The organism is Amorphus orientalis (assembly GCF_030814015.1).
GTDB lineage: Bacteria > Pseudomonadota > Alphaproteobacteria > Rhizobiales > Amorphaceae > Amorphus > Amorphus orientalis.
In genome coordinates, this window is sequence record NZ_JAUSUL010000001.1 from 916,077 (window position 1) to 942,282 (window position 26,206).

Sequence of the window (26,206 nt, forward strand, 5' to 3'; positions counted from 1 at the left end):
TCCGGTGGCAGTCGTTCGCGGGCGGTTTCGTCGGGGTGCCCTCAAAACGCGCCTGCCTTCAAATCCATCATTTAGATGGAATAATGCTCTTGTGAAATATCACAAGTTCTTTTTAGATGGGTTTCGGCTTCGGCGCGAGAGGGGAGGCAATGAATTCCTCCGTCTCGTCGACCGGAAATCCGGCCCCGGGTCAGAGGCTCGCGGCGAACAAGAGGGAGAACGGAAAATGCGCAGATTTGCAGCAACGCTGGCCGCGGCCCTTGTGGCCGGTTCCGTGCCGGCCCTGGCGCAGGACAAGCCGGCGGACATCGGAATGGGCGTGTTCACCTTCACGTCGGGTCCGGCAGCCGCCTATGGCATGCCCGGGCGCAATGCCGCCGAGCTGATGATCGAGCAGATCAACGCCGACGGCGGCATCGGTGGCGTGCCGATCAAGCCGACCTATGTGGACGAGGCCCAGGGCGGCGAAGGCGTCGTCTCGGAGTTCCGCCGGCTGGCCGAAGACCCGGAGATGGACGTGATGGTCGCCGCGCTCTCCAGCGGCAACTGCATGGCGCTCGCCCCGGTGGCCGACCAGCTCCAGATGCCGATGGTCACCTGGAACTGCGACACCCATCAGCTGTTCCTGAACGAAACCCACGACTACGTCTTCCGCCCGAATTCCTCCACGATCCCGGAATTCGTGGCCTACGCCGCCTATCTCAGCGCGACCGATCCAGAGGCCACGCGGATCGCCATCATCAACCCGGACTACGCGTTCGGTCACGATGCCGCGCAGATCTTCACCGGCGCGATGAAGGCCTTCAATCCGGACGTCGAGGTCGTTGCCGAGCTCTTCCCGAAGCTCGGAACGGCGAGCTTCAACACGGAAATCTCCCGCATCGCGGCAGCGCGTCCGGACGTGATCTTCTCCAACCTCTGGGGCGGTGACCTGGAGAACTTCATCCGCCAGGCCAGCGCGCGCGGCCTGTTCCGCAACTCCAAGGTGATCCTGGCGCTCGGCGAATCGGTCCTGCAGCGCACCGACCTGCCGGACGGCGTCATCGTCGGCGTGCTCGGCGACGGCTGGTGGATGTCCCCGGACGCCCAGGCCAACGAGGAGACGAAAGCCTTCGTTGCCGCCTACAAGGAGAAGTTCGGCGAATATCCGGTCTTCCCGGCGATGAAGATGGCCAACACCATTCTCGCGGTGAAGGCGGCCTATGAGAAGGCCATCGAGGCGAGCGACGGCTGGCCGACCCGCGACGATCTGCGCGACGCGCTGGAAGGTCTGCAGGTCGACAACCTCACCGGTTCGGTGACGATCCGCGAAGATCACGACGGTCTGGTCGACCAGGTTGTCGGCGTGACTGAACCGACGGACGACTACGATTTCCCGATCATTGGGGAAATGGCCCGCTATCCGGCCGAGAAGATCACCCCGCCGGTCGGCGAGGATCCGATGGCCTGGATCGGCACCCTTTCGCCGGACTTCGTGTCGTCGCTGCCGGCTCCCGGCTCCTACAAGTAAGCCGACCGTTCTCGCGATCGGCACTGGCCGGGCGGCGCTCCCTCCGCGCCGCCCGGTCCTCCCGGCACCATCCAACGACCGGAACGCTCCATGGACGTGATCATTCCGATGCTGGTCGACGGTCTCGCCGCATCGGCCGTCATCTTCTTCATCGCCGTCGGGCTGACGCTGGTCTTCAGCGTTCTGCGCGTCCTGAATGTCGCCCACGGCAGCTTTTATTCGATCGGCGCCTACGTGGCGGTCTCGATCGGAGGCCTCGCGGCCAGCGCCGGGCTCAATCCCTGGCTCTCCTTCCCGATCCTGCTGCTCTCCGCCGCGCTGACGGCAGCCGCCCTCGGACCGTTCATCGAGCGCACCTTCATCCGCTGGACCTACGGCAAGCCGGAAGCGGTGCAGATCCTGGTGACGTTCGCGCTGTTCCTGATCTTCGAGGACCTGCAGAAGCTGGTCTTCGGCGTGCAGTCCTACTACGAGGACTCCGCCATGCAGGTGCTCGGCACCTCCGAGATCGGCGGCATCATCTATCTCAACTATCAGCTCCTGCTGATCGCGCTCGCCGTCCTGCTCATCGTCGCGCTGCGCGTCATGCTGAGCCACACCCGTCTCGGCAAGCTGATCGTCGCCGTGGTGGCCGATCCGGAGATCTCCCAGACCCTCGGCATCAACGCCAGCCGCGTCTATTCCGCCGCCTTCACCATCGGCGTGTTCCTGGCCGCCCTCGGCGGCGCGCTCGCCACCCCGACCTCGGGCGTCGCGCCCGGCCTCGGCGCCGATGCGATCGTGCTCGGCTTCGCAGTCGCCGCCATCGGCGGCCTCGGCCAGATCGAGGGTGCGGCGATCGCCGCCGTCATCGTCGGCATCACCCGGGTGCTGGCCATCTACTACGCCCCCGCCTTCGAGCCGGTGATGCCCTATCTCGTCATGCTCGCCGTCCTGCTGGTCCGCCCCTACGGCCTGTTCGGCGCCGCCCAGGCCCGGAGGATCTGATTCCGATGCGGTTCGCGCTTCATGCCGCCCTGGTGGCGGCCTTCGCCCTCGTCCCCCTCGCCGCGCCCTGGCTCGGCTTCGTGTTCACGCTGGTGCTGGCAAAGGGGCTCGCCGCCCTCGGCGTCGCGATCCTGCTGCGCGCCGGCCTGATCTCGATCGGCCATGCCGCCTTCTACGCGCTTGGCGCCTATGCCGTCGCGGCGATGTCGGAAAACGCCGTCAGCGATCTGGTGCTCCAGCTGATCGCCGCCACGCTGGTCAGCGCCCTCGCCGGCGCGCTGATCGGGCTCTTTCTGGTGCGCTATCGCGGCATCTTCTTCGCGATGCTGAACCTGGCCGTCTCCATGGTCTTCTACACGCTGCTGTCGAAGATGTACCACCTGACCGGCGGCACCGACGGCCTGCGCGTCGACACTCCGACGGTGTTCGGCGCCGTGATCGACCGCGATACCCTGGAGCCGATCCTGCTCTATGGCGGTCTTGCCCTGGTCATCGTTGTCGGCCTCGCGGTGCACCGCTACCTGAAGAGCCCGATGGGCGAGGCGCTCCCGGCGGTGGAGACCAACGAGATCCGGCTGGAATATCTGGGCATCGCCGTGCCGCGGGTGCTTCTGTCGGCCTATACGCTGTCGGCCGCGCTCGCGGGACTGGGCGGCGGGGTGCACGCGCTCCTCGTCGGGCACGTCGTGCCGGATCTCGCCTACTGGACCACCTCCGGCCAGCTGGTTCTGGTTGCCGTTCTCGGCGGCATCGGCGGCGTGGTGGGACCCTTCGTCGGCTCCTTCTTCCTGGAGATCGTGCGCTCCTTCGCCGTCATCTACGTGGCCGACACCTGGAACCTGATCGTCGGCGCGGGCCTGCTGGTGGTGATCTTCTTCCTGCCGGTCGGCCTTTACGGGCTGCTCGACCGCGCCGTCCGGAGGTCCGCGAAATGACCGCACCGCTCCTTTCCGTCGAAAAGGTCAATGTCGCGTTCGGCGGCGTGCAGGCAGCCAACGAGGCCGAACTCGACGTGATGAGCGGCGAGTTCCTCGCCATCATCGGTCCGAACGGCTCCGGCAAGACCACGCTGATCAATCTGTGCACCGGCTACGTGAAGCCGAAGTCCGGCACGATCCGCCTGGATGGCCGTGACATCACCCGCAAGAAGCCGCGCGAGATCACGAAGCTCGGCATCGCCCGGGCCTTCCAGATTCCGCAGCTCTTCGGTGAGCATACGGTGGTAGAAAACCTGATGCTTGCCGTTGCAGCCCATCAGGGCTTCTGGGACGGCTGGCGGCCGCTGAACCGCCCGGACTTTCGTGCGGAAGCGATGCGGCTGCTCGACATGGTCGGGCTGGCCGACGTCGCCGAGGCGAATGCTGCGACCCTTCCGGAGGGCCAGCGCAAGCTCACCGACATCGCGCTCGCCCTGGCGCTCAAGCCGCGGCTGCTGCTGCTCGACGAGCCGACGGCGGGGGTGAGCGGCGATGAGAAGTTTCCGTTGATGGACCGCCTTACGGCTGTTCTGCGGGAGCAGAAGGTCACCGCCGTGTTCGTCGAGCACGACATGGACTTGGTGCGCCGCTACGCCGACCGGGTCGCGGTCTGGAACCAGGGACGGGTGGCGGCGAGCGGTCCGCCGGAAACCGTGTTCAACGACCCGATGGTGTTACGCGACGTGGTGGGAGTGGTCTGATGCTGAGCGTGGAGAACATTCGCGTCGCCGTCGCCGGCAACACGGTGCTCAGGGACATCTCGTTTACTCTGCCCAATGGCGAAACCACCGTGCTGATCGGCCGCAACGGGGCCGGCAAGACGACGACCCTGCGCGCCATCATGGGGCTGCTGCCGCTGGCGGCGGGCCGGATCCTGGTGAACGACCGGGATCTGGACGGTGTTGCGACCTACGAGCGGCCGGCCCTCGGCCTTGGCTATGCGCCGGAAGACCGCCGTATGATCCCGAGCTTCAGCGTCCGCGAAAACCTGCTTTTGCCGACGGTGGCGCTGCGCTTTCCCGAGACGCTGAAGACCGAGCGGCTGAGGGCCGTCTACGATCTCATGCCGGAGCTGGAGGAGCTTCAGAACCGGTCCGGCGGTACGCTCTCAGGCGGCCAGGGCAAGATGGTCGCGCTCGGCCGCGCGCTGATGGTGGCGACCGACGTTCTCCTGCTCGACGAGCCGTTCCAGGGGCTCGCCCCGGTGCTCGCGCAGAGCTATGCGCGCACTCTGAAAAAGGTCCGCGACCAGCGCCCGGACCTTGCCGTCCTGGTGACGGAATCGAGCCCGCAGCTTCTGGGCGAAGTCACCGACCGGGCGCTGAAGATCGAGCGTGGCGAGATTTCCGAGACGACGCTCGCGGAGGCCGGGCACTGATCTTATCGCTCGCGCCCCTTTGTTGCGCTCACAGCTTCACTCGCTCTAATTGATGTAGAAGGCCGGCGGTGATCCGCCGGCCGTCTTTCATTTGGTGGCCAGGGTCGCTTCGGCTGCCAGCGCGATCGACAGGAGCCGTCGGTCACCCATCGCGGGTCCGACGAGGCTCAGGCCGACCGGTGCACCGCCGGGCTCTCCGACCGGAAGACTGATCGCGCAGCGATCGAGCATGTTGGCAACGCTCGGATTGCGCAGCATCAGCCGGTTAAGATCGGCGAAGGTGTCGGTGTCCGCCATCTCGGCGATGGTCGGCGGCACGATGGGGATCGTCGGCATTGCGAGCACGTCGACCCCGGCCAGGGCTTTTTCGGCCTCGGCGATCAGCTCTTTCCGCGTGCGGATTGCAGTCAGATAGGCCTCGGCGGTGAGGCTCTTGCCCATCAGGATCCGCGTCCGGACGTTGGGATCGTACCGGTTGCCCTCCGCCTCTATCAGGTCGCGATGCCACGCATAGGCTTCCGCCGCGGTGATCCCGCCGTTGAGGGTGAGTTCCGGGAGCCGGTCCAGCAGATCGACCCGGATCTCGTCGACCTGTGCACCGGCGCTGGATAGCCGCGTCAACGCACGCTCGAATGTCGCGCCCACCGTCTCGTCCATGCGGTCAAGAACGTAGTTCGTCGGCACGGCGATGCGCAGACCGCGAAGGCTCACCGGTGCGGGAACCGCCGCCGGTTCTCCGGCAAGGACAGCGTCGAGGAGCGCCACGCACGACACCGTGCGGGCCATCGGGCCGATCGAATCCAGCGAAAAGGAAAGAGGTGTGCAGCCGTCGAGCGGCACCCGCCGCTGGGTCGGCTTGAAGCCGACGATGCCGCAGCAGGCCGCGGGAATGCGGCAGGAGCCACCCGTATCGGTTCCGAGCGCGGCCACGGCCATGCCGTCTGCCACGGAGACTGCGCCGCCGGAGGTGGATCCGCCGGGCACACGGCCGGTGGTGCGGTCCCAGGGGGCGGCCGGGGTGCCGTAGTGGGGGTTCATGCCGACGCCGGAATAGGCGAACTCGGTCATGTTGGTGCGGCCGACGAACACCGCGCCCGCCGCCCGCAGCCGGGCAACCACCGGCGCATCCGCCGCGGCCGGACCTGGGTCGAGGACCGTGGAGCCGGCGCGTGTGACCTGGCCGGCGACGTCGAACAGGTCCTTCAGCGACACCGGAATGCCGGCGAGCGGAGAAGGCACGACGCCGCGTGAGCGAAGGAGATCACTCGCATCGGCCTCGGCGCGGGTGCGCCCAGGGTCGACGAGGGTGAACACCTTCGCGCCTTGTCCCGCCGGGTCCGCGGCTGCGGCAAGGCACCGGTCGGCTTCGGCGCGGGCGGTCGAGGCGCCGCTCTGCAGCGCCTCGGCGGTCGTCAGGACGGTGGCAGTCCCAGCCATCGCGGGCCCGTCCTCAGCTTTCGGGATAGTAGTGGATCTCGAGCAGCAGGCAGCCCTTCTCCGATTTGAAAGGGCCGTGATAGGCGCCCGGCGGGCGGCAGGCATAGGTGTTCGGCGGGAAGGCCTCGCCGCCCTCTCCGTTCTCGTCGTTGCCGACCGTGAGGTCGCCGGAGACCAGATAGACTTCCTCGTAATAGTCGTGAACGAACGGCTTGGTCGTGTAGACGCCGGGGTCGAAGCGCAAGAGCCGGGTGCGGTTGCCCTGCTTCTTCTCCTCGTCGAGATGGCCGGCGAGGATCTTCTGCTGGATGCCGGCCGGATAGCCGGGCGGCGGCGCGAAGCCCGTGGTCATGTCAACGGTCTGGAATTCCAGATGCGGCTTGTCGATCGCCATTTGGTCGACCTCTCTTTCGTGTCTGGGAGCAGCTCCGGTTCCGATCTGGACGATCGCTGAAACTGGAGCCGCTGAGGTGTTCGAGTTGGCGGAGTGCGGACCGGTGCCGGCCTTATTCCGCAGCTTCCTTCGTGCGCTGGAGCTCCTCGTCGAGGGAGTACTCCGACAGGCAGCGGTTCACCAGCGCGTCGGCGCCCTGCCAGTCGTAGGTGCGGAACGAGTGGCCCTTGGTGACAAAGGTCGCGCCGGCATAGAACATCTCGTACTGGGTGTGGCGCGAGCCGAACTCCGATCCGATCGCATCCCAGACCAGCTTGAAGAACTTCACCCGCTCGCGCGACGAACGCACCGGCGACTGCTGGGTCTTCTCCACGATCGAGGCGATATAGGGATCGGCGAAGTCCTCGATCGAGGACGGCAGCATGATCACGCCGCCGCCGGCGAGGTCGCGGAGCGTGGTGATGACCTTGCCGTAGAGCTGCTGGGTGAGGACCTGGGCGGTGTAGAGCGTGTGACGGTCGGGAACGAAATACTGACCTTCCTGCCGGCCCTTCACTTCCATGGAGTTGACCAGCGCGTCGACCATCTGGGCTTCCGCAGCGATCTGGCCGAGCATTTCGCGCACCTGGGGGAAGGCGCCGGTGCCGTTGGTCTCGGTGATGCCGCGGGCGAGGCCCGCAAGGAAACGCATCTTCACCATCAGCCGGATCTGGCACTGGTAATTCTGGTAGACGTGCGCCGGGGTCGCGTGGAACTGCTTGGCGACCATCTGCACGTCCTTGTGCACGAAGACCCGGTCCCACGGCACCTTCACGTCCTCGAAATAGAGGACGGCGTCGTTCTCGTCGAAGCGGCTCGACAGCGGATTGTCGAAGCGCGAGTGCGCGGACGCCTCGTAGGACTTGCGCGACAGGATGCGGAGGCCCTTGGCGTTCATCGGGATCGCGAAGGAGAGCGCATAGAGCTCGTCGCCCTCGCGCAGCGGCTGGATGCAGGTGACGAAGACCTCGTTGGCCATGATGCCCGAGGTCGCCAGCATCTTCGCGCCGCGCACGGTGATGCCTTCGGAATCCTCGTCGACCACGCCGGTGGTCAGGAACGGGTCGGTCTGCTCGTGCGCCGCCTTCGAGCGGTCGGCCTGCGGATTGATGATGACGTAGGTCAGGAACAGGTCGTTGTCGCGGGCATAGCGGTAGTAGTCGGCGACGGCCTTGGCCCGGTTCGGGTCGTAGGCCTCGAACACAGGCAGCCCCATGTACATGCCGGAGATGCAGGAGGCGACATGGTCCGGCGAACGGCCGAGAAAGCCGAAATGCTGCTCCGACCAGGCTTCAAGGGCCGCGCGCCGCTGGACCAGCTGTTCGTAGCTCGTCGGCAGCTCCCACTGGCGGTTGACACGGGCGCCGGTCTCCGTCTCGAACGTCATCAGGTCCGGGTTCTGCGCCTGGAAGTCGTAGAGGCTGGCGTAGGAGCGGACCGCGTTGCGGAAGGCCGGGTCGTCGACCGGCTCCTTCACGAGATGGCCGTCGATATAGACGCTGCGTCCGTCACGCAGGCTCTCAAGATGATGTTCGCCGGTCTTGATCATGTCGTGTCTCCAGTCGTCCGGAAGATGAAAAGGTCGCCTACCAGCCGTGCAGCCAGAGCGCGTCGGCGGGGACGGTTATGTCGTGTTCGTGGGTCAGCTCGCGGTAGCGGCCGCCATGGAAGACGAGGGGTTCGGCGCCGGGACGCGGGGTGTCGAAGGCGACGACCCGGCCGACGAAGATGATGTGGTCGCCGCCGGCATACTGGTGCTCTGCGCGGCATTCGAAGCGCGCCAGCGCGTCGGGAATGAGCGGGGCGCCGGTGACGCCGGTGTCGATCTGGAGGCCGCTCCATTTATCGGTCAGCGGGCGCGCGAAACGGTTGGAGATGTCCTGCTGGTTCCAGGCGAGCACGTTGACCGCGTAGTGCTCCGCGGCGCGCCAGCCCTCGATGCCCCGCGCGGCGGTCGCCACGGAGAACAGGACGAGCGGCGGATCGAGCGAGACGGATGAGAAGGAGTTGACGGTCATGCCGTAGCGTTCGCCGTCGTCGGCCTCGGCGGTGACCACGCACACGCCGGTCGCGAAGCCGCCCAGCGCGTTGCGGAAGGCCCGCGGATCGAGGTCCCGGCTTTCGGTCGTCTGCGCGGTCATGGCCTGGCGTCTCCGCCGCGTGCGGTCAGTTCGTAGCTGATCAGCGCGGTCGCCGCGTCGCCGCCTTCGATCAGGGCGGGCAGCAGCTTCAGGATGCGGTCGAGGTCGCTCGCCTCCAGGGCCGAAAACAGCGTGTCGTTCACCCGTGACTGTGTCGGGGCGAGGCCGGCGAGCAGCTCATGCCCTTCGGCGGTGACCAGAAGGCGGACACGCCGGCCGTCGTGGGGGCTCGGCTGTTTGGAAACCAGGCCCTTCTTCACGAGCCGACCGACCTCCAGGGTGACGAAGGCGCCGCTGTAATGGAGGTGCTCGGCGACCGTGGAAACGTTCACGTCGCCCGTCGCTTCGAGCTGCGCGATCGAGATCAGGATCGTGTATTGCGGCCCGCTCAGACCGACGAGAGCGCCGAAGCCGTTGCGGGTCGCTTCGAGCCGCGCCGTAAAGGCCAGCAAGCCGTGCACGAAGCGGCGAAAATCGACGTCGCTCCCCTCGCGCAGGAGGTTCGCGTCGGTGACCGTCAACGGACGGGTCGGCGCGGTCGCCAGCTCTCCCGTGTCGGGATCTGCTTTGGCCTGAGTGCTCGTTCGTATTGCCATTTAGCTAATTTACTTAGCTAATTTTATTGTGTCAATGCGGCGCGCCGGACGCAACTCAGGTTTGCAAGGCTGTGTTTTCATGGTGCACGCATAAAAACCCCCGTCGCCGGCTGGCGCCGAGGGTCGTTTGCTCTGTCGGCCGGGTCGTGACGTCCCTATGCGCGGGAGTTTGCTGCGCGGCTCGTCTAGTGGCTGCCGTGGCCCGCGTCCGGACCCGGAGCACCCGGGGCCTCGACGGCAAACTCCACCTGGACCTCGCCGGCCTTGTCGAAGGCGAGATCGGCGGTGACCGGTTCGCCCTGGGCGATCGGCTCCGACAGGCCGAGGAACATCAGGTGTTCACCTCCGGGCTTCAGGGTGACGGTGGCGCCGGCCGGGATCTCGATCCCGTCTGGCAGTTGCCGCATTTTCATGACGCCGCGGTCCATCGTCATGGTGTGGATCTGGACGTCCTGGGCGATGTCGGAATCGGCCGCGACCAGGCGGTCCGGCGTGTCGCCGGTGTTGGTGATGGTCAGAAAGCCGGCTCCGGTCTTGGCGCCGGGCGGCGTCGCCCGGGTCCAGGGATGGCCGATCTCCAGCGCGCCGATTTTGTAGTCGTGGGCAAGCGCGGGGAGGGCGGAGGCGAGCGAAAGAGCAGCCGCAAGGGCGAGCGGGAGGGTCCGCATGAAGTTCTCCTGAGGTTCAAAGAAAAAAGACAGTCCGGCCGTTCAGGCCGTTGATCGACGTCCGGTCAGGTCCGGCGCGGCGGCGCTCTGGCTTCGGCAAGACGGCGGTCGCCGGAAACACGGGCGACGGCTGCCGACCGATCCGGCGCCAGACTGGCCGCCTCGATCAAGGGGGCGGGAAGGGCGGTGTCCGTGCCTGCAATGGCAGCACCCGAGGCGCAGACCATGCCGCAGACGACCGAACAACAGGTCGGCACCGATGGTGCATCGTCCGGGGCCGGCACGGAGCGATTGTCCGTTTCGACGAACGGAAGGCAGCGGACCGAATGGGGGCCCAGCGGGTCGGCAAGCGCGCCGGCCATCGCCGCAGCCGAGAGCGACCCAAGCAGCGCCTGCATGAGGACGACCGTGATCGCGAGGACCGCGAGCGGTTCCCTTACGGCACGCAGGACCTGGGTCGACACGGACGGGCGCATTTCGGCGTTTTAGCCGAAGCGAACAGCCGCGTCAGGTTCGAAAGATGCGCCCATTGGCAGCAGGTGGCCCCGTCAGGCTTCGACGCTGACCGGACCGCGCGGGGTGGAGCAGCAGGCAAGCACATAGCCATCGGCGATGTCGTCGTCGAGGATGCCGCCGTTGTGGTTCATCTCGATCGGGCCGGAGGCCTTCACCTTGCAGGTGCCGCACAGTCCGAGTTCGCAGGCGGCCGGAATGCGCACGCCCGATGCCCGGGCGGTCTGCAGGATGGACTGGCCGGAATAGGCTTCCGCCTCCACCCCCGACAGGGTGAAGGTGACCGGTGTGGTCGCCACTTCCGGGGCCTCGGACGGCAGGAGCCCGTCGGAGGCCTCGGCGATCTCGGCCGGCACGGGCTCGATCGGTCCGGTGCCGAAGCTCTCCTGATGGTACTGCTGCATGTCGAAGCCGGAGGCTTCCAGCAGCACGCGCACCGCGCGCATGAACGGCTCAGGACCGCAGCAGAAGACTTCCCGGTCGGCGAAGTCGGGCACCAGGAGGGCGAGGCGGGTCAGGTCCAGCCGCCCGGTCGGTCCGAACCAGCTCTGGGTGCGCGGCCGTTCCTCCACGAGAAAGCCGAGCGAAAGGCCGGGCATCCGGCTTGCGAGCAGCTCCAGCTCGGAGCGGAAGATGATCTCGTCCGGACGGCGCGCGCAGTTGACGAAGGAGACGTCGGTCATCGGCGCGCAGTCGTAGAGCCAGCGCAGCATCGACATCATCGGGGTGATGCCGGAGCCGGCCGACAGGAAGAAATAGCGGCCGGCCGGGTGATCGTAGAGGGAGAAGCCGCCGGCGGGACCGTAGGCCTTCACCCGCATGCCGGGCACCAGGTTCTCGAACATCCAGCGGGTGCCGATGCTGTCGGCCTGAGCCTTCGCCGTGATGGAGATGGAAAAAGGCCGAGAGGGGCTCGAGGACAGCGTGTAGGTCCGCATCACCGGTTCCTCACCGACCGGCAGTTCAAGTGTCACGAACTGCCCGGGCTTGTAGCGGAACCAGGTCTGGTTGTCGGACCGGAACGCGAAGGTCTTGACCCCCGGCGCCTCGTCGGTGACCCAGACGCACTCCAGCGTCTGCAGGTGATCATTCCAGGGCTGCATCTCGTCGAGATGCAGATAGGGACTTCCCGTCGGGGCGTCGGTGATTTTCAGCATGCCGGCCTCAGGCGACGCGCAGGGTGGGGGAGTCTTCCTCCGTCAGCCTCAAGGCCATGATCCGGCAGTACCAGTCGACGAACTGGTCGACGCCGCCTTCGTGATCGGAAGAATAGGGGCCCGGTTCGTAGGCGGGCGAACGGATACCGAACGCGTTCTCCTCGACGATCTGACGGTCCTGGTCGTTGGTCTCCGTCCAGACATGGATGAGCTCGTCGAGATCGTAGTCGACGCCCTCCACCGCCTCGCGGTTGACCAGCCACTTGGTGGTGACCGCCGTCTCCTGGGGGCCGATCGGCAGCACGCGGAAGGTGATCGCGTGGTCGCCGAGAATGTGGTTCCAGTTGGTGGGATAGTGGAACAGCAGCATCGCGCCGATATGGTCGGCGGCGATCGCGTCGGTGAGCGGCTTGGAGACCGCCGGGCGGCCGCTCATGGTGTAGCTGACCGCATCGCGCAGCAGCGGCATCCGGGTGATCCGGCTGTGACCGTCATCTGCCATGCGGAAGGCGCTGGGCAGGCCCAGCGCTTCGCAATGGGCCCAGTGGGCGGCGATCTCCGGATCGTCCGCGCCGCCCGAAACGCCGGTCACGCCGGGGGCTTCGGGATAGGTCTTACAGAGCTCGGGATGGTTCCCGGCGCAGTGATAGCACTCGCGGTTGTTTTCCCAGACGAGCTTCCAGTTGCCCTTCTCGATGATGGTGGTCTCGTGGGCGACCTTCGTGTCGGCGAGGTTGTGGGGGGCGAGATAGGGCTCGATCATGTCGCGGGTCGGCCCGAAATCGGCAGGGGTGTCGGCCAGGGAAATGAACACGTAGCCGCCGACGCTTTCGCAGGCGACCGACTTCAGGCCGTAGGCGCTGGCGTCGAAGTCGGGGCCCATCTGGCGGGCGAACACGAGGCTTCCGTCGAGGTCGTAGGTCCACTGGTGATAAGGGCAGACCAGCCGCGCGGAGGTGCCGCGCGCGGCCGAGCAGACGCGGGAGCCCCGATGACGGCAGGAGTTGTGGAACGCGCGGATCTGCCCTTCACGGTCACGGACGACGATCACCGGATAGTCGCCGACCTGCAGCGTGAAGAACGCGCCGGGACGCGGCACTTCGCAGTCATGGCCGGCAAACAGCCACTCCCGGTACCAGACCATCTTCATGTCGACGTCGAAATAGGCCGGGTCGGTATAGAACGGCTGCTCCAGAGTGAAACCCTGCTGCCGCGCTGCCAGCCGCTGGCGCATCTCGTCTTGTACGTCCATGGCAATCACCTCGATCGGGGGAGCCGCGTCAAACAAGCGACTGGCATCCTGAACATCCGAACTGAAGCCGAGTCGCGCGGCCTTCGCGCGTGCAAAAACGACACCGCCTGCGACAGCGGCGACACGCGCCAGCTTCGCGACAGCCTTGGGGGCGGAACGGATCGCCTCACGGGCCGTTCGACCCGACGACGCACCCCGGCTAGTCTGAACGCAACGGCGTGCTGCATTGCGAAGGAGGATCGGCCATGAGCTGTGGCGCGAACCACACCATCCACCGCACCCACCGGCACTTCGGCTGGGATCGCGGGATCGAGCCGGTGCTCAGGATCGCGCCGGGCGAGACCGTCGAGCTTGAGTGCATCGACGCCGGCGACGGGCAGCTCGACCGGTCCAGCACCGCCGCCGACATCGCGCGGATGGATCCGGGCCGGGTCAATCCGGTCACCGGCCCGATCCATGTCGACGGCGCCGAGCCCGGAGACGCACTCAGGATCACCATCGAGGCGTTTCGGCCCTCGGGCTTCGGCTGGACGGCGAACATTCCGGGCTTCGGGCTTCTTGCCGACCAGTTTCCCGACCCGGCGCTGCACATCTGGTCCTATGACGCGCAGACGCTGGCGCCGGCGGCGTTCTCGCCGGTGGGTCGTGTGCCGCTCAAGCCCTTCGCCGGGACGATCGGCTGCGCGCCGGGCGATCCGGGACCCCACTCCGTTATTCCGCCGAGGCGGGTGGGCGGCAATCTCGATGTGCGGGACCTCGCCGTCGGAACGGTCCTCTATCTGCCGGTCGAGGCGGAAGGGGCGCTGTTGTCGGTGGGCGACACCCATGCCGCCCAGGGCGACGGGGAGGTCTGCGGCACGGCGATCGAAAGCCCGATGGACGTGGCACTCCGGATCGACCTGGAGAAGGACGCGAACCTCGCCATGCCGCGGTTCACGACACCGGGGCCGGTGACCCGCCATCTCGACGCGAAGGGATACGAGGTCACCACCGGCGTCGGTCCCGACCTCATGGAGAACGCCCGCGCCGCGGTGTCGCAGATGGTCGATCTGATCGCGGCGCGAACCGGGATGAACCCGGTCGAGGCCTACATGCTCGCCTCCGTCTGCGGCGACCTCAGGCTCGCGGAAGTCGTCGATGCGCCGAACTGGCTGACGGCGTTCTATTTTCCCCGGGTTGTGCTGGAGTAGGCCGAGCCGCCTGGAATAGGGATGCAGATCTGCCGGTCACTCCAGACTGAACATGGCCTTCCAGTTGGCGGTGGTCATGCCGCGCCGATAATCCGCCTGCATTCCCGGGTCGAGGATTTCGACCAGGAGGCGTCCCTCGATCCAGACCTCGACGCATTCGAACGGGCCGCGATTGCAGATCCGGGCGAGCCAACCCTCGGATGTCGCCCGCTCGATGACCGCCTGCCGGTCAAGGGGGGAGGCCAGGGCGACGTGAGCAAAGGTCGCGGACGTATCCGTTTCGCCCACGGCGCAGGCGATCGTTGCCGGCCCTGCCACCAGCCGATGGGTGGTCGGATAGACCTCCACCGCAGTGCCGTCGTCCGTCTCGGCGAAGGCGATCCAGCATCCGGGAAAGGGTGGGAAAGGCTGGGCCTCGCCCGCAAGAACCTCGGCGAGGAACGCCGCGACCCGGGCGGGGTCGCTGGCGCTGATGGAAACATGGAGGAGCGTCATCTGCAGCGTCTCCCGAGCGGGCGTTGTCCGGCCGGTCCGGGCCGCCTACCGCTTCCCGGCCATGCGCGCGGCGATCGCCTCGGCGATCGAGCGGGCGTCGCGGACGATCGAGGCCGCGCCCTTTTCCGCAGTCGCCGACGCCGGATCGCCGAGATAGCCGTCCGGCGTGACGCGACGGGCGTGGTCGTGGCCCTTACGCCATTCGGCGAGATCGTCGGCCGAGAGGTCGGTCGGAGGCAGGCCGCCGAGATCATCTTTTCGTACAAGGTCCGGTTCAAGGGCCAGCATCAGCGACGTCTCCCAGTCGCCCGCATGGACGTCGGCGTAGACGGTGCCGTCGTGGGTCGGCTCGGGTTCGGCCGTGGTCGCCAGCGCGTGAGGGCTCGCGGGATCCACGCCGATGCGCGCAAACAGCGCCGGATCGGCGACGAAGGCGGCCTGGACACCGTCCGGTTTCGAGGCGGCTTCGGCGGCCTCGAACAGGGTCCGGTTGTGCAGTGCGTCGCCGTGCCCGGAGACGAGAAACACCTTCGAGAACCCGTCGCCGCCGAGGCTGTCGATCACGTCGCCCATCAGCGCCGCCATCACCTCCGGCCGGACCTTGATGGAGGCCGGAAAGCTCGCCGAAACGTGATTCACGCCCCAGTAGTAGGGCGGCAGGATGAGCGCCTCGATCCCCGCCTCGGCCAGGAAGCGCCTGGCGAGCCGCAGCCGGGCGGACGGGATGTAGATGTCGGTTCCCGTCGGCAGGTGCGGGCCGTGCTGTTCCACCACCCCGAAGGCCCACAGGATGACGGCCCCGCGAGCCGCGGCGGCGGACACGTCGCCATAGGTCATTTCGGCGATGGTGTCGGCGAGGATCGGGGCGCCCAGGGCCGGATCGGTCCGCGCGGCGATTGAAGAGGCGGTCATGGAATCCTCCGGGATGTCCGGGTACGACGGGGGTGGCCGCCGTCGGGACGGGCGGCGCAGGTGCTGCAGTATGATATCGCTGTTCAGCGAAAAATCGATATTCATTGACGGCGACCGTGTGACGGCGCACGCTCGACCGGTTCGCCGAGGTACCGGGCGAGGCGGGAATCCCGGAACGGGTCGGAATTTCGAGCGTTTGGTGCGTTGCCGAATCTCCGGTTATCGTTCACCGGAAACGATCGGCATCATTGGATGCGGAACCGGGTGGGACCGGTTGGCACGAATGTAGGTCTCGGCGCGTGTGCGACCGCGGACAGGGGAGGCAGATCTGACAGAGGTCCGCAAACTGAAGACGCGTCCGGAAGCAGGTGCCGGCCAGGACGCTTTCGCCACCCAATCCGAGGCTGCCTACGCGATGATCCGGGAGGACATTCTCTCCGGGAATTTCGAGCCGGGCCGGAAGCTCCTGCTCGACCATCTGCGCACCCAGTACGGGTTTGGATCGAGCCCGCTTCGCGAAGCGCTGTCGCGCCTTGCGGCAGACCGTCTGGTGATGGCGAAGGGACAGAAGGGCTACTGGGTCGCCGCCATTTCCGAGGACGAGTTCAACGACATCACCAGCATGCGGCTGTTTCTGGAGCCCGAGGCGCTGGAGCGGTCGATCGAGCGGGCGACGATCGACTGGGAAAGCAGCGTGGTCGCGGCGTTCCACCGCCTCTCGCGCGTGGAGGACTCGCTCGATGTCGCGCCGGTGCGCCTCAGCGGCGAATGGGAGCGGGAAAACCGGGCATTCCATCTGGCGCTGATCGAGAACTGCGGCTCGCCCTGGCTCCTGCGGTTCGTTCTGGTGCTGGCGGAGCAGTCGGAACGCTATCGGCGCCAGGCCGTCGCACGCCAGGCGGTGCCGAAGGAGACGCTCCTGCGGGAGCACAGGGCGATCTTCGATGCCGCCATGGACCGCAATGCCGGCCTCGCCTCGGAACTCCTGAAGGTCCATATCAAGAATTCCGCCGTCGGGCTCGCCAAGACGCTGTTCACCTCCGCCGAAAAAGCCGGCTGATCCGTTTCCGCCGACGCTGCCGATTTCGGGGGCGTCGGATGATCGTAAATTTTGCAAATATCGATTTGTCGGTCTAAATTGGTCAAACGGCTGACAGGCCGCCATTTTCCGATGTCACCGGCGGGGCGATCGGTCCAGCCGGTCAACCCGACAGATGAGAGCCGATGGGTCCCCACCGCATCGACGTGCAGCATCATCTCCTCCCGCCGGCCTATGTCGAGGCGGTCGGGGCGGAGCCGATCGCCAGGATGATCGTGTCCGGCAAGTGTCCCGTCTGGTCGCCCGGCGTGTCGGTCGAGGCGATGGACCGGAACGGGATCGCCACCGCGGTGATGTCGCTGTCCGCGCCCGGCCTGGCGTTGGCCGACACGGCCGCCGTTATCGCCATGGCGCGCACCTGCAACGACTATGTCGCCGACATGCAGCGCGACTATCCGGGCCGCTTCGGCAATTTCGCGACGCTTCCGCTGCCCGATATCGACGCGAGCCTCGATGAAATCGCCTATGCCTTCGACACTCTCGGCGCCGACGGGGTTTGCCTCCTGAGCAGCTACGGCGCCACCTATCTGGGCGATCCCGCCTTTGCGCCGGTGCTCGACGAGCTGAACCGCCGCAAGGCGGTGGTGCACGTCCATCCGACCGAGTCGGTCGATGCCAACCTTCTCGGCCTGCCGGCCGCGACCCTGGAGTTTCCCTTCGATACGACGCGCGCCGTGGCCAGCCTGCTCTTTTCCGGCACCTTCGCGAGGTGCCGCGACATCCGCTTCATCTTTTCCCATGCCGGCGGCACCGTGCCGTTCCTGGCGGCGCGGATGGCCCGGCTCGAGCGGCGGCCGGACTTCAAGGCGAAGGTGCCGGACGGGGTGATCGCCGAGCTGAAGCGCCACTACTACGACGTCGCGCTGTCGGCGAACCGGTTCACCTTCTCAGCGCTGACGGAACTCGTGGGCATCGACCATGTGCTCTATGCCAGCGACTTTCCCTTCGCCGGGGAAGACACGATGGCCGGAACCGCCGCGGGGTTGCAGACCCTGGGCCTCGACCCGGCGGAGATCTCCGCGATCGAACGGGACAACGCGCTGGCGCTGATGCCGGGCCTGCAGCGCGCTGAGGCGGGTGCGGCAGCGCCGGCGATGGGAACGGGAGGCCGCGCATGACGGGCTATCTGGACAGCATCAGCGGCCGGCTCGACCGGTCGCGCTCGGCGGTCGTCGTCATCGACATGCAGAACGATTTCTGCGCCGAGGGCGGCTATGTGGAGACCGTCGTGGGCCGAAGCGCCGAGCCCTGCCGCGCAGTCGCCGAGCCGATCGGCGCTCTTCTCGCGGACGCACGCGCCGCCGCCGTTCCCGTCATCTGGGTGCGCGCCGACTACGAGCCCGACAAGATCCCGCCGGGCATGCTGGCCAAGCAGCGCGAGCGCTCGTCGGTCGTCTGCTGCGCGCCGGGGAGTTGGGGCTACGGCTTCTACGGCGTCGAGCCCCGGGAGGGAGAGGCGGTCTTCGACAAGCACTGCTACTCCGCCTTCGAGGGCACGGGACTTTCCGAGCATCTGCGGGCGGAAGGGATCGAGACGCTGGTCTTCGCCGGCGTCCAGACCAATGTGTGCGTCGAGACGAGCTTCCGGGACGCGGTCTGCCGTGGCTTCTATGGGGTCCTGGCCTCCGACTGCGTGGCCTCCCACGCGCCGCCGCTGCACGAGGCGACGCTCGCCAATATCGGCTTCCTGTTCGGCGATGTGCTGCCGCGCGAGGAGATCGCAAGCCACTGGCAGGGTTAGGGGGGAGATCCCCTCCGCGGCTCCCGCGACGCTCTCTGAACAAATACGGAAAAAAGCCCGCACCAGTCAGCGCGGGCTTTTTCGGCGTGACGGTCTGTCATGCGCGAATACAGATGGGAGGTAGCGGCCGCCGTCTGTCGCCTCGCCTCAGGCGAAGCGTTCCCAGACGGTGGCGCCGATGCCGCAGCGCATTTCCGCGCTCGGCACGTAGAAGGTCGGGCGGCCCTTTTCGCCGCCGGCCGCCGCCATGACGACCATCCATGCCAAAAGCTCGGTCGTGCCGCCGCCACCGGCGGCGTTCATGCGCTCCACGGTGGCTTCCCGACAGATCCGTTCCGCGTCGCTTTCCGCGATCAGGTCCAGGAACCAGCGGTCGAACTCGTCGTCCATGGTGAAGTAGCGCGGCCCGCCGGGTTCGTGGGAAAGCCCGCCGGTCGCGATCAGGCCGACCCGCAGGTCTGCGGGCAGTTCCTCGCGGACGATGCGGCGCAGGGTCCGGCCGAAGGCCACACACTCTTCCGGCGTGGGGACCGGCGGGTTGATGCAGTTCATGTGGATCGGGACGATCGGAACGTCGTAGCCCAGATACCACAGCGGCACCGACCAGTTGTCGTCGAACAGAAGGCCGTGGCCCTTGTCGATGTTGTGCCCGTCGGCGCTCGCGATCCGGTGGATGGTGTCGGCAACGTCCGGCCGGCCGCGAACGTGATAGCCCGGCTGCTTCAGCCACGCCTTGAAGAACTCGGCCGGGCCGTGCCAGTCCTCGGCGGCGTCCACGCGCCAGTGGGGCGGCTTTTTCAGGGGCAGGTTCAGGAGATGGTCGTTGGCGACGCCGATGATTACGTCCGGCCTGGCCGCCTTCATGATGCGTCCGAGTTCCTCGTAGCCGGCCTGAATCGCGTCCTGCTCCTCCTGCGGGCACGATTCGATCCAGCCGGTGACGCCCGGTGCGTGGGCCATGCCCATGATCGAGACGAATTCGGCCATGCTGCGTTCTCCTCGCTGCGGACCGGGCCGGAAGCGCTCGTCCCGTCCCTGATCGGCGTCCGCGTCGTTTGAAGCGGCGTCCGCTGCGGCCCGGACATCGCCCGGACCCGGCCGCCAGCCTATTTCTTCCGGTGTTCGACGATCTGGTCGCCGAACGACTTGCGATACGCCTCGGCAGCCGCGCTCGTGCTGGTGTTGCGCGCCGCGCCATGAAACAGCCGGGTGATCTGCGGCAGGAAATAGGGATGCACGCCCATTTCCCCGAGCCGGCGCACGTCGACGTCGCGGAACGCCTCCTTCTCCGGCTCGCTCAGTCCGTAGGCTTCCATAAGCTCCTCGAGCCGCTCGGGAAAATGCGGCCAGACCGAATTGTCGCGGCGAACCTCGAACACCATCCGGTTGGAGGGAAGGTCTGGGTCGAACTCGTTGGCCATGTCGGAACCTCCTCGCCTGATCGGATCATGGCAACTGAAATTCGATTGTCAAAGAAAAAAACGATTTTTTACCGCTCTTCGGTTTGCTGCCGAGCGCTTCGAACCGATCTAGTTTGCTTGCCTTCATTGTGTATCCCGACGAAGGTGGATGTGCAGTCGCAAGGTTCCACAAATGCTTCTAATTCGATGGTTCGGAAGGCTGATGTTGTGGCTGACCCTCGAATGGGTCGCTGGAATTGTCGGCTTAATGTTCATCTCTTACGGCCTGTTGCCCTCTGATCCAGGTGGGGCAGGAATAATTAAAATCGTAAAAGAGTTGATCGGTGTTGACGCCTTTCGAGTTTTATTCGTGAGCTGCGGACTCCTCTTGATTGGGGGGAGCGTTTACCGAAACTTCTATTCTCATTCGGCGCTAAAGGCGGAACTACGTACGGCGCTAGACGACCTGAACAGCGACAATGTGCACGTTCGCCTCTATGCAATTGAAGAAATTCTCAGTATTTCGAGAAAATCTCGCCGGCTTCATCCACGAGCTATGCAGGCACTAGCTAGTTACGTTCGCAGCCGTTTTCCTGTGCAGCAAATATCGGGACGAGTAGTCTCGGTTAGTCGTCGTCGTTTCGGTCGACCGCAGGCAGATACACGGCACGAGCGCGAACCGGATAAGCATAAATTCGCGCAAGAATTGCATAATCGTCCCAGGTCGGAGGCGGCTATCGATGCCAAGGAAGCTGTATGTGCAATCGCAAAAAGGCGGCGCTTCTTTGATGATCCTAGAGTATGGATCGATTTGTCTGAAACGTTTCTGCCATCTATTAGTTTGAAGGGTTTTAAAATTGGCCAAGTATCTTTCGCGGGGGCTTTTCTGAGCTATGCGCGATTTGACAAATCAGACTTAAGGAGCGCGGGCTTCGACGGAGCTACATTGAACGACGCCAGCTTTGAATCTGCGGACCTTCGCAATGCCTCCTTTTTTGGTTGCCTTGCGCACCGCATTTATCTTGATGGCGCTGATCTCCGGGACGCGTCTTTCTTTGGAGCGGACCTCTACGATGCGTGCATTCAGAAAGCGGACGCTCGTAGAGCATCGTTTTTTGCAGCTAATCTTTGGCGGCTCGATGGCGGAACGACAAACTTCGCTGGCGCCGACTTTGATAGTTCGAACTTGGAAGGCGCTAACCTTCTTCACGCAAAAGGGCTTAAGAAAGCACAGATCTTTCGTGAGCACGGTTTCGGGGCTAAAGTTGACAAAAATACTCGGCTACCATGGTCTACTGATAAAGAATTGCGTGCCTCAGGTTTAATTCACTAAGGGCAGCATCGTGTGCAGGCCAATGCGACGTGCCGCGTGCAAACTTATAAAAACCCGCGCAAGCGGTGCCAGCGGCGGGTCTCACTCCGCCCGTACGCCCATGATCCGGTCGAGGGTCGCTTCGTCGTCGACCAGGGCCTTCGAGGGACCGTCATAAACGATGGTGCCGTTGCGCAGGCCGATGGCCCGGCCGGCGAAGGAGAGCGCGCGGTGGACGTTCTGTTCCACCAGCAGCAGGGTGACGCCTTCCTCTGCCGCGATCCTCTCGAGAGCGGCGTAGAGTTCGTCGACGATGACCGGGGCCAGGCCTTCCGAGGGTTCGTCCATCAGAAGCAGGGTCGGGTTGCACATCAGCGCCCGGGCGATCGACAGCATCTGCTGCTCGCCGCCGGACAGCCGCGCGCCGAGATTGGAGCGGCGTTCCTTCAGCCGGGGAAAGAGGGCGTAGGCCCTGTCGAGCGTGAAGCCTTCGGTCCGGGCCGCGACCTTGAGGTTCTCCTCCACGGTCAGCGTCGGGAAAACCTCCCGCTCCTGGGGCACCAGCCCGATGCCGCGCTTGCTCCGGCTCACGCGGCTGTCGCGGGTGATCGGCGTGCCCGACATCGCGACTTCGCCGCCGTGGATACGGGTGCGGCCGGCGATGGTCGCCAGAAGCGTGGTCTTGCCCATGCCGTTGCGGCCGATGATGCCGACCGTTTCGCCGGCGCCCACGTCCAGAGACACCTCGTCGAGGATGACGAGTTCCCCGTAGCCGGCGGTCACGCCGGTCAGGGTCAGCGAAGCCGCGGTCATGCCGCACTCCCCAGATAGATGCGCTTGACCTCGGGGTCGGCGGCGATTTCGTCCGGCGTCCCCTGGCGCAGCACCGCGCCTTCCACGAGCACCAGGATCTCGCGGGCGAACCGGAACACAAGGTCCATGTCGTGCTCGACCAGAATGACGGCGATGTCGGGCGGCAACTGGTCAACCGCCTGCTGGACGACTTCCGCCTCGCGGTGGGGGATGCCGGCGGCCGGTTCGTCCAGAAGCAGCACCTTGGGCCGAAGCGCGAGCGCGAGCCCGAGTTCCACCAGGCGCTGCCGGCCATAGGGCAGGTCCGACACCCGCTCGCCGCCCACGTCCGAGAGGGACACGGTCTCCAGGATCCGCTCGACCTCCGCGCAGACCTCGCCGCGCGACCAGGCCGGCCGCCAGAAATTCCGCGCGGTGCCCAGCCTCTCGGAGACCGCGATGAAGAGGTTCTCGAAGACGGTCATCGCGCGGAACAGAGACGTGATCTGGTAGGTCCGGCCGAGCCCGGCCCGGACCCGCTCGTGGGGTTTGAGCGCCAGGAGATTGCGGCCGGCGAGCCGGGCCGATCCGCTGGAGGGCTTCAGCGCGCCGGTCAGCATGTTGATGAGGGTCGTCTTGCCGGCGCCGTTCGGGCCGATCAGCGCCAGACGGTCGCCGCTCGACAGATCGAAGCTGATGTTGCGGGCGACCTGGATCGCGCCGAAGGACAGGCAGAGATCGCGCACCTCCAGAACGGGTGCGGCTTCGGAGCCGGTTCTGGTCATCGTGCGCGCCCCTTCGTCAGGCCGATCCGCCTGGCGCCGGCTTCCACGAGACTGATCAGGCCGCCATGGGCGAACAGCGCGACCAGCACGAACAGGAGCCCGAGCCAGAAATACCAGTATTGCGGGGCGAGCTTGGCGAACACGTCCTGGAACACGACGTAGATGACCGCGCCGAGGAAGGCGCCGTAGAGCCGGCCGAGGCCGCCGATGATGACGACGGTCAGCGCGGTCGCGGAAATGTGGAAGGCGAACACCTCCATCGAGACGAACTCGCTGGTCTGGGTCTGCAGGCCGCCGGCGATCCCGGCGACGAAGCCGCCGATCGCGTAAACCGCCAGGAGCCGGTGAAAGACCGGCGTGCCGAGCGCGCGCATGCGCACCGGGTTTTCGCGCAAGCCGCGCATCATCACGCCGAACGGGGAGGTCACGATCACCCGGAGCAGGAGGTGGACGACGAACAGCACGCAGACGGAGTAGACGAACCCGGTGCGGCCCCACAGGTCGAACTTGAAGGCGCCGAGCACGGGATCCATGTCGATGCCGCGCAGCCCGTCGAAGCCGCCCGTCACGCTCTGGAACGTATTGGCGAGTTCGTAGAGGATCGCCGCGATCACGATCGTCATGGCGAGCACGGTGAGTTCGCCGCCGCGCAGCGCGATGATGCCGGTGAGGTATGCCATTCCCGCACCGACGAGGCCGGCGATGACGAGGCCGGTGATCGGCTCCGCCCAGCCGAAATAGACGGGCAGGAACCCGGCCATGTAGGCGCCGGAGCCGGACAGGGCCGCCTGGCCGAGCGAGTTGATCCCCGCGAAGCCGAGAATGAAGTCGATCGACAGGGCCAGGATGATCATGTTGACCACCGCCATGCCGAGATGGAGCTGGTTGCCCATCAGAAGGTAGAAGGCAACCGCCGCCAGATAGACTGGCACCAGCACCCAGAGCGGGCCCTCGACTTCGGTGAATTTTGCGCGCATCGGATCGGTCGCCATCGTCAATGCTCCACCGTGGAGAACAGCCCGGACGGGCGCCAAAACAGGACGGCGAAAGCGACCAGATAGATCAGGAACGCGCCGGAATGGGGCAGCAGGAACTTGCCGGCGTTGTCGATGACGCCGATCAGGAGCGAGGCGGCGAAGGCGCCGCGGATCGACCCCATGCCGCCGACGATGACCACCAGCAGAACCAGAACGAGATAGTCGAGCGCGTAGGTGGGCGAGAGCCCGAAGATCTCGATGGAGAGCGCGCCGCCGACGGCGGCAAGGGCCGCACCCACGCCGAACAGGACAGAAAACAGGACCGGCACGTTGATGCCGATGTTCTCGGCCATCGCCCGGTTGGAGACGGCGGCGCGGACCTTCGCGCCGATGAGGGTGCGGTCGAGCACGAACCACAGGACAAGCGCCAGCCCTAGGCCGAACCCGATCACCATCGTGCGGTAGATGGGAAAGCTCATGTCGCCGAGCGTGAAGCGGCCCTGGAGATAGGCCGGCGTGTCGATCGCCGCACTGAGCGGGCCGAAGGCGTAGGTGGCGGCGGAGATCGAGATGAACACGATACCGATCGTCAGGAGGACCTGCAGCAGGGGGCTCGCGCCGTAGAAGCGCCGGAACAGGACGATCTCGAGAAACGCGCCGATGACCAGAAAGGTCAGCGCGATCAGCGCGAGGCTGAGGGGGAACGGAATGCCGAGATCGTTGGACAGCGTAACGAGGAGGTAGCCGCCCCCCATGGCGAAGGCGCCGTGGGCGAGATTGACGAAGTTCATCACCCCCATCGTGATCGATAGGCCGATGGTGATCGTGAACAGGAGCATCCCGTAGGCGATGCCGTCGAAGGCGATCGAGAAGAAAAGGTTCGTCATGTCAGGTTCCGACCGACCCTCGCCGAAGGCATGAACGGACCGTGACGCCAAGTTCTTGCAGGACGGCGTCGTCGGTTTGTGAAGCAAAACGATCCCGGAAGGGCCGGCCGAAGACGGTGGCCCTTCCGGGTACAGGAGGGCGGGCCGTCTCGACCCGCCCGAACCAGCCTACTTGGAGGAGTGGAGTTCTTTCCAGGGGTCCTTCACGTCCGGGATGGTGTCGATCAGCTTTTCGACCAGCTTGCCGTCCTCGTTCTCGACGATGGTGAGCACATACTGGTTGCCGACGACGTCGCGGGTTTCCGGGTCGATCCGGATGGGGCCGCGGGCGCTCTCGTACTCCCAGCCCTTGAGGGAGTCGACGAACTCTTCGGCCGTGAAGTCGCCACCGGTCTTGCGGATCGCTTCGGCAAGCGCCGCCATGCCGTCATAGGCCTGGACGCCGAAGGCATCGACCGGGGTGTCCGGATAGGCCTCGTTCCAGGCCTTCGTGAACGCCTCGTTGGCTTCGCTCGGAACCGCGGAGGAGTAGTGGAAGGTGATGATGGCGTCCTTGATGCCTTCGCCCATGTTGTCGAGTTCGGCCGGCGGAGAGATGTCGCCGGGACCGACGAGCTTCACGGAATCCTTCAGACCGAGATTGAGATAGGTCTTCACGAAGGCCGTGGAGTAGGGGCCGGAGGGCATGAAGGCGAAGACGCCGTCGGCGCCGGACGCCTTGATGCGCTGCAGGAACGGGGTGAAGTCGGGCGTCTGCGGGAACGGCAGCGGAATCTGGTCGACGATTTCACCGCCGGCCTTCTCAAAGCCCTCGGTGAACGCCTGGCTGGCGTCCTTGCCCGGCGCGTAGTCGGCGTAGAACGTCGCGACCTTGGTCAGCCCGAGTTCGTCGTGAGCATAGGAGCCGAGCGGATAGGAGGCCTGCCACATGGTGCGGCTGACGCGCACGACATAGGGCGAGGCTTCGGTGATGGAGGACGTCGCGGCGTTGAAGATGATGACCGGGACTTCCGCCTCGTTGGCCACGTCCAGGATTGCGAAGGCGTTGTTGGAGAACTGGATGCCCATGATGACGTCGACGTCGTCCTGAACGATCAGTTCCTGGGCGAGGCGCTTGGCGACTTCCGGATTGGGGCCGGTGGAGTCGCGCTCGATGATCTCGACCTCATGCTCGCCGAAAGCGTCCGGGTTCTGCTTCAGAAACAGTTCCACGCCCTTCTTGGCGTAGTCGCCGGAAAAAGCGGCGGGGCCCGAAAATGTCGAGATGAAACCGACCTTGATCGTTTCGGCCTGGGCGGCGCCGGCGATCAAGACGGCGCCGAGCGCGGCCGCGACTGCGGATAGCTTCATGATGTCCTCCGGATTGCGGCATTTCGCCTGCTTAGGTGCGATCGAAAGCAAAGATCAAAAAAACGAATTTGTCAAAGAAATATATTTTTTGATGCCGCGCCGGTTTGGTTGCCGCGAGAGGTGAGAAACGGAAGACTGCAAGCAGTCATACAGATACAAAAAAGGGAGGAGCGCGCGGCTCCTCCCTCGATTGGTTCCGACAGCGGTCGCCCTGCCG

Annotated in this window: 28 protein-coding genes; 10 read left to right on the forward strand and 18 right to left on the reverse strand. The window is 65.8% G+C overall.

Annotated elements, in window-relative coordinates:
* The first annotated feature begins 226 nt into the window (after positions 1–226).
* From J2S73_RS04105 to J2S73_RS04125, 5 genes are all read left to right on the forward strand, one after another.
* Entirely contained in the window at positions 227–1,510 is a 1,284-nt protein-coding gene (locus tag J2S73_RS04105; protein WP_306884148.1) for an ABC transporter substrate-binding protein, read from the forward strand.
* A gap of 90 nt (positions 1,511–1,600) precedes the next feature.
* The gene (locus J2S73_RS04110) at positions 1,601–2,497 is read left to right on the forward strand and encodes a branched-chain amino acid ABC transporter permease (protein ID WP_306884149.1); all 897 of its coding nucleotides are present in this window, start codon (positions 1,601–1,603) and stop codon (positions 2,495–2,497) included.
* Between the two features lie 5 nt (positions 2,498–2,502).
* The gene (locus J2S73_RS04115) at positions 2,503–3,432 is read left to right on the forward strand and encodes a branched-chain amino acid ABC transporter permease (protein WP_306884150.1); all 930 of its coding nucleotides are present in this window, start codon (positions 2,503–2,505) and stop codon (positions 3,430–3,432) included.
* The gene (locus tag J2S73_RS04120; RefSeq protein ID WP_306884151.1) at positions 3,429–4,175 is read left to right on the forward strand and encodes an ABC transporter ATP-binding protein; all 747 of its coding nucleotides are present in this window, start codon (positions 3,429–3,431) and stop codon (positions 4,173–4,175) included. Before J2S73_RS04115 ends, J2S73_RS04120 begins: the two co-directional genes overlap by 4 nt.
* Positions 4,175–4,852 carry an ABC transporter ATP-binding protein gene (locus J2S73_RS04125; protein WP_306884152.1) on the forward strand — a complete coding sequence of 226 codons (678 nt, stop codon included), beginning with the start codon at positions 4,175–4,177 and terminating at the stop codon, positions 4,850–4,852. Before J2S73_RS04120 ends, J2S73_RS04125 begins: the two co-directional genes overlap by 1 nt.
* 87 nt (positions 4,853–4,939) lie before the next feature.
* Here the strand turns inward: J2S73_RS04125 and J2S73_RS04130 are convergent, their stop codons facing one another.
* The 9 genes from J2S73_RS04130 to J2S73_RS04170 all read right to left on the reverse strand — a co-directional run bounded on the left by J2S73_RS04130 (position 4,940) and on the right by J2S73_RS04170 (position 13,049).
* Positions 4,940–6,289 carry an amidase gene (locus J2S73_RS04130; RefSeq protein ID WP_306884154.1) on the reverse strand — a complete coding sequence of 450 codons (1,350 nt, stop codon included), beginning with the start codon at positions 6,287–6,289 and terminating at the stop codon, positions 4,940–4,942.
* A 13-nt stretch (positions 6,290–6,302) separates the two neighbouring features.
* Positions 6,303–6,683: a cupin domain-containing protein gene (locus J2S73_RS04135; protein ID WP_306884155.1), complete on the reverse strand. Its 381-nt coding sequence runs from the start codon at positions 6,681–6,683 to the stop codon at positions 6,303–6,305.
* Between the two features lie 112 nt (positions 6,684–6,795).
* Positions 6,796–8,271, reverse strand: coding sequence for a 4-hydroxyphenylacetate 3-hydroxylase family protein (locus J2S73_RS04140; RefSeq protein WP_306884156.1), 1,476 nt, complete (start codon positions 8,269–8,271; stop codon positions 6,796–6,798).
* Between the two features lie 37 nt (positions 8,272–8,308).
* On the reverse strand, positions 8,309–8,863 hold the full coding sequence (locus tag J2S73_RS04145) for a flavin reductase family protein (RefSeq protein WP_306884157.1): 555 nt from the start codon (positions 8,861–8,863) through the stop codon (positions 8,309–8,311).
* Entirely contained in the window at positions 8,860–9,459 is a 600-nt protein-coding gene (locus J2S73_RS04150) for a MarR family winged helix-turn-helix transcriptional regulator (protein ID WP_306884158.1), read from the reverse strand. Before J2S73_RS04150 ends, J2S73_RS04145 begins: the two co-directional genes overlap by 4 nt.
* 185 nt (positions 9,460–9,644) lie before the next feature.
* The gene (locus tag J2S73_RS04155) at positions 9,645–10,127 is read right to left on the reverse strand and encodes a copper chaperone PCu(A)C (protein ID WP_306884159.1); all 483 of its coding nucleotides are present in this window, start codon (positions 10,125–10,127) and stop codon (positions 9,645–9,647) included.
* A gap of 65 nt (positions 10,128–10,192) precedes the next feature.
* The gene (locus J2S73_RS04160; protein WP_306884160.1) at positions 10,193–10,603 is read right to left on the reverse strand and encodes a hypothetical protein; all 411 of its coding nucleotides are present in this window, start codon (positions 10,601–10,603) and stop codon (positions 10,193–10,195) included.
* 72 nt (positions 10,604–10,675) lie between these two features.
* A complete protein-coding gene (locus tag J2S73_RS04165; RefSeq protein ID WP_306884161.1) occupies positions 10,676–11,797 on the reverse strand; it encodes an FAD-binding oxidoreductase in 1,122 nt (373 codons plus the stop codon).
* A gap of 7 nt (positions 11,798–11,804) precedes the next feature.
* The gene (locus tag J2S73_RS04170; RefSeq protein ID WP_306884162.1) at positions 11,805–13,049 is read right to left on the reverse strand and encodes an aromatic ring-hydroxylating oxygenase subunit alpha; all 1,245 of its coding nucleotides are present in this window, start codon (positions 13,047–13,049) and stop codon (positions 11,805–11,807) included.
* Between the two features lie 245 nt (positions 13,050–13,294).
* Here J2S73_RS04170 and J2S73_RS04175 point away from each other — a divergent pair, with 245 nt between their 5' ends.
* A complete protein-coding gene (locus tag J2S73_RS04175; RefSeq protein ID WP_306884163.1) occupies positions 13,295–14,239 on the forward strand; it encodes an acetamidase/formamidase family protein in 945 nt (314 codons plus the stop codon).
* A 36-nt stretch (positions 14,240–14,275) separates the two neighbouring features.
* On the opposite strand, the gene J2S73_RS04180 is transcribed toward J2S73_RS04175, so the two are convergent.
* Together J2S73_RS04180 and J2S73_RS04185 are read right to left on the reverse strand one after the other, a co-directional pair.
* The gene (locus J2S73_RS04180; protein WP_306884164.1) at positions 14,276–14,734 is read right to left on the reverse strand and encodes a VOC family protein; all 459 of its coding nucleotides are present in this window, start codon (positions 14,732–14,734) and stop codon (positions 14,276–14,278) included.
* Positions 14,735–14,779: 45 nt separating this feature from the next.
* Positions 14,780–15,646, reverse strand: coding sequence for a creatininase family protein (locus J2S73_RS04185; protein WP_306884165.1), 867 nt, complete (start codon positions 15,644–15,646; stop codon positions 14,780–14,782).
* A 301-nt stretch (positions 15,647–15,947) separates the two neighbouring features.
* Between J2S73_RS04185 and J2S73_RS04190 the strand changes: the two genes are divergently transcribed.
* The 3 genes from J2S73_RS04190 (at position 15,948) to J2S73_RS04200 (ending at position 18,486) form a co-directional block, all read left to right on the forward strand.
* Positions 15,948–16,706 carry an FCD domain-containing protein gene (locus J2S73_RS04190; RefSeq protein WP_306884166.1) on the forward strand — a complete coding sequence of 253 codons (759 nt, stop codon included), beginning with the start codon at positions 15,948–15,950 and terminating at the stop codon, positions 16,704–16,706.
* Between the two features lie 164 nt (positions 16,707–16,870).
* Positions 16,871–17,863 (forward strand): amidohydrolase family protein, encoded by a 993-nt coding sequence (locus J2S73_RS04195; RefSeq protein ID WP_306884167.1) that lies wholly within the window; start codon positions 16,871–16,873, stop codon positions 17,861–17,863.
* The gene (locus J2S73_RS04200) at positions 17,860–18,486 is read left to right on the forward strand and encodes a cysteine hydrolase family protein (RefSeq protein WP_306884168.1); all 627 of its coding nucleotides are present in this window, start codon (positions 17,860–17,862) and stop codon (positions 18,484–18,486) included. Before J2S73_RS04195 ends, J2S73_RS04200 begins: the two co-directional genes overlap by 4 nt.
* Positions 18,487–18,633: 147 nt before the next feature.
* Here J2S73_RS04200 and J2S73_RS04205 read toward each other — a convergent pair whose 3' ends face one another.
* Positions 18,634–19,473: a DODA-type extradiol aromatic ring-opening family dioxygenase gene (locus tag J2S73_RS04205; protein ID WP_306884169.1), complete on the reverse strand. Its 840-nt coding sequence runs from the start codon at positions 19,471–19,473 to the stop codon at positions 18,634–18,636.
* A gap of 119 nt (positions 19,474–19,592) precedes the next feature.
* Positions 19,593–19,907: a hypothetical protein gene (locus J2S73_RS04210; RefSeq protein WP_306884170.1), complete on the reverse strand. Its 315-nt coding sequence runs from the start codon at positions 19,905–19,907 to the stop codon at positions 19,593–19,595.
* A 202-nt stretch (positions 19,908–20,109) separates the two neighbouring features.
* Between J2S73_RS04210 and J2S73_RS04215 the strand changes: the two genes are divergently transcribed.
* Positions 20,110–21,219, forward strand: a complete 1,110-nt coding sequence (locus J2S73_RS04215; RefSeq protein WP_306884171.1) for a pentapeptide repeat-containing protein — start codon at positions 20,110–20,112, stop codon at positions 21,217–21,219.
* Positions 21,220–21,300: 81 nt separating this feature from the next.
* Here J2S73_RS04215 and J2S73_RS04220 read toward each other — a convergent pair whose 3' ends face one another.
* The 5 genes from J2S73_RS04220 to J2S73_RS04240 form a co-directional block, all read right to left on the reverse strand.
* Positions 21,301–22,011 (reverse strand): ABC transporter ATP-binding protein, encoded by a 711-nt coding sequence (locus J2S73_RS04220; protein WP_306884172.1) that lies wholly within the window; start codon positions 22,009–22,011, stop codon positions 21,301–21,303.
* A complete protein-coding gene (locus J2S73_RS04225) occupies positions 22,008–22,775 on the reverse strand; it encodes an ABC transporter ATP-binding protein (RefSeq protein WP_306884173.1) in 768 nt (255 codons plus the stop codon). The genes J2S73_RS04220 and J2S73_RS04225 overlap by 4 nt, the downstream gene beginning before the upstream one ends.
* Positions 22,772–23,767 carry a branched-chain amino acid ABC transporter permease gene (locus J2S73_RS04230; protein ID WP_306884174.1) on the reverse strand — a complete coding sequence of 332 codons (996 nt, stop codon included), beginning with the start codon at positions 23,765–23,767 and terminating at the stop codon, positions 22,772–22,774. Before J2S73_RS04230 ends, J2S73_RS04225 begins: the two co-directional genes overlap by 4 nt.
* 2 nt (positions 23,768–23,769) lie before the next feature.
* Positions 23,770–24,639 carry a branched-chain amino acid ABC transporter permease gene (locus tag J2S73_RS04235; RefSeq protein ID WP_306884175.1) on the reverse strand — a complete coding sequence of 290 codons (870 nt, stop codon included), beginning with the start codon at positions 24,637–24,639 and terminating at the stop codon, positions 23,770–23,772.
* A gap of 168 nt (positions 24,640–24,807) precedes the next feature.
* Positions 24,808–25,989 carry an ABC transporter substrate-binding protein gene (locus J2S73_RS04240; RefSeq protein ID WP_306884176.1) on the reverse strand — a complete coding sequence of 394 codons (1,182 nt, stop codon included), beginning with the start codon at positions 25,987–25,989 and terminating at the stop codon, positions 24,808–24,810.
* Positions 25,990–26,206 lie beyond the last annotated feature (217 nt).